Origin of the sequence: Arthrobacter agilis (assembly GCF_002953615.1) — a bacterium.
GTDB classification, from domain to species: Bacteria; Actinomycetota; Actinomycetes; order Actinomycetales; family Micrococcaceae; genus Arthrobacter_D; species Arthrobacter_D agilis_B.
Genome location: NZ_CP024915.1, coordinates 1,530,867 through 1,533,357 on the forward strand (window position 1 = coordinate 1,530,867; position 2,491 = coordinate 1,533,357).

A 2,491-nucleotide genomic window follows, 5' to 3' on the forward strand; every position below is an offset into this window, starting at 1 on the left:
ATGTCAGTCCTCGAGCCCGAGCGCGGCGGCGACGCTGACGACGTCGAACTCCACCTTCGTGGGCTCCACGTCGGCGCCGTCCGCCGTGCGCAGCGCCCACTGCGGGTCCTTCAGGCCGTGGCCGGTGACCGTGATGACGATCGTCTTGCCCGACGGCACGAGCCCTTCGGCGTGCTTCTTGATCAGCCCGGCGACGCCTGCGGCGGATGCGGGCTCCACGAACACGCCCTCGCGGGAGGACAGCCAGCGGTGCGCGTCGAGGATCTCCTCGTCGGTCACGGCCTCGATGAGTCCGCCGGACTCGTCGCGGGCGGCGACGGCGAAGTCCCACGACGCGGGGTTGCCGATCCGGATGGCGGTGGCGATGGTGTCGGGTTCCGTGATCGGGTGGCCCTTGACCAGCGGCGACGCGCCCTCCGCCTGGAAACCCCACATGATCGGCGTCCGGGTGGCGACGGCGGGCAGCTCACCATGGTGCATGGAGGCGTAGGGCGCCGCGTACTCCTTGTAGCCCTTCCAGTACGCGCTGATGTTACCGGCGTTGCCGACGGGCATCAGGTGGTAGTCCGGGGCGTCGCCCAGCGTGTCGACGACCTCGAAGGCCGCGGTCTTCTGCCCCTCGAGCCGCGCCGGGTTCACGGAGTTCACCAAGAAGACGGGATAGGCCTCCGCGAGCTTCCGCGCGACGTCGAGGCAGTTGTCGAAATTGCCGTTGACCTGCAGGAGCTGGGCGCCGTGGGCGATGGCCTGGCTGAGCTTGCCCATGGAGATCTTGCCGTCCGGTACGAGCACGGCGCACGTGATGCCCGCCTGCGTGGCGTACGCGGCGGCCGATGCGGAGGTGTTGCCCGTCGATGCGCACACCACGGCCTTCGCGCCGGCCGCGACGGCGGCGGTCATGGCCATCGTCATGCCCCGGTCCTTGAAGGACCCGGTGGGATTCATGCCCTCGACCTTCAGGTAGACGGTGGAGCCCGTCAGCTCGGACAGGTGCCGTGCGTGCACGAGGGGCGTTCCGCCCTCACCGAGGGTGATGACCTCGGTCGCATCCGTCACGGGCAGTCGTTCGGCGTATTCGCGGATGACTCCGCGCCACTGGTGGGCCACTTAGATTCCCTCTACTCGGAGCACGGATGAGACGGCGGTGATGACGTCGAGCGCCGCGACCTGCTTGACGGTCGCCGCGAGCGACGCCTCGGGGGCACGGTGGGTGACGATCCTCAGTTCGGCGGTGGTGCCGCCGTCGGCACCGCCCTGGTGGATGCGCTGGCGCATCGTCTCGATGGAGACGCCGTTCTCGGCGAAGATCTGCGCGATGCGCGCCAGGACCCCGGGCTGGTCGGCGACCTGCAAGCCGATGCAGTAGCTCGTCCGGACGGTGTCGATGCTCAGCGGCGGGACGTGGCCGGTGGTGGTCTCGGTGCGGCCGGGACCGCCGAGCACCATGCGGCGCGCGGCGCTGATGACGTCGCCGAGCACGGCCGACGCCGTCGGGGTACCACCGGCTCCCTGACCGTAGAACATGAGTTCGCCGGCGTTCTCCGCCTCGACGAAGACGGCATTGAAGGCGCCGCGGACCGCTGCGAGCGGGTGCGACCGCGGCAGGAGGGTCGGGTGGACGCGCACGCCGACCCCGGCTGCGCCGGCGTCGTCCGTGAGCATCTCCGCGATGGCCAGCAGCTTGATCACGTAGCCGTCCTCGGTCGCGGCGGCGATGTCGTCGGCAGTGACGGTCGTGATGCCCTCGCAGTGGACGTTCTCGAGGGCGAAGCGCGTGTGGAAGGACAGGGAGGCGAGGATCGCGGCCTTCGCGGCGGCATCATGGCCCTCGACGTCGGCGGTGGGATCGGCCTCGGCGTAGCCGAGGTCCTGGGCGGCCTTCAGTGCGTCCGCGAAGGATGCCCCGGTGGAGTCCATCTGGTCGAGGATGTAGTTCGTGGTGCCGTTGACGATGCCGAGCACGCGCGTGATGCGGTCCCCCGACAGGCTGTCGCGGATGGGCCGGAGGATGGGCACCGCTCCGGCGACGGCCGCCTCGTAGGACAGCTGCACCCCGGCGGCGTCTGCCTGCTCGTAGAGCTCCGGCCCGTCCTGCGCGAGGAGGGCCTTGTTGCCGCTGACGACGGTGGCCCCGTGCCGGATCGCCCGGAGGATGAGGGACTTGGCCGGCTCGATGCCGCCCATGAGCTCGATCACGATGTCGGCGTCCTCGACGAGCGACTCCGCGTCCGTCGTGAGGAGTCCCTCCGGGAGCTCGACGTCGCGGCGCGCGTCCAGGGTGCGGACGGCGACGCCGACGAGTTCGAGGGGCGCGCCCGCGCGGCGGCCGAGGTCCTCCGCGTTCTCGAGGAGGATGCGGGCCACCTGGGAGCCGACGTTGCCGCAGCCCAGCAGGGCTACGCGCAGGGGTGCGGGGGTCGTTGCTGGTGCATTCATGCGGTGTGTGAAGCTCCTGGATCCGGGACGGGTACGGCGGGTTCGCGCTGGACGT

At 70.6% G+C, this 2,491-nt stretch carries 2 protein-coding genes; both read right to left on the bottom strand.

Annotated features, from left to right (window positions below; all coding sequences use genetic code 11):
• Positions 1–3 precede the first annotated feature (3 nt).
• Entirely contained in the window at positions 4–1,107 is a 1,104-nt protein-coding gene (thrC, locus tag CVO76_RS07385; RefSeq protein ID WP_133080856.1) for a threonine synthase, read from the bottom strand.
• A complete protein-coding gene (locus tag CVO76_RS07390; RefSeq protein ID WP_208741511.1) occupies positions 1,108–2,436 on the bottom strand; it encodes a homoserine dehydrogenase in 1,329 nt (442 codons plus the stop codon).
• Between the last annotated feature and the right edge of the window lie 55 nt (positions 2,437–2,491).

Excerpts from the sequence above, each read along its gene's own strand:
- CVO76_RS07390 (WP_208741511.1), bottom strand. The coding sequence starts at position 2,436 with ATGAATGCACCAGCAACGACCCCCGCACCCCTGCGCGTAGCCCTGCTG.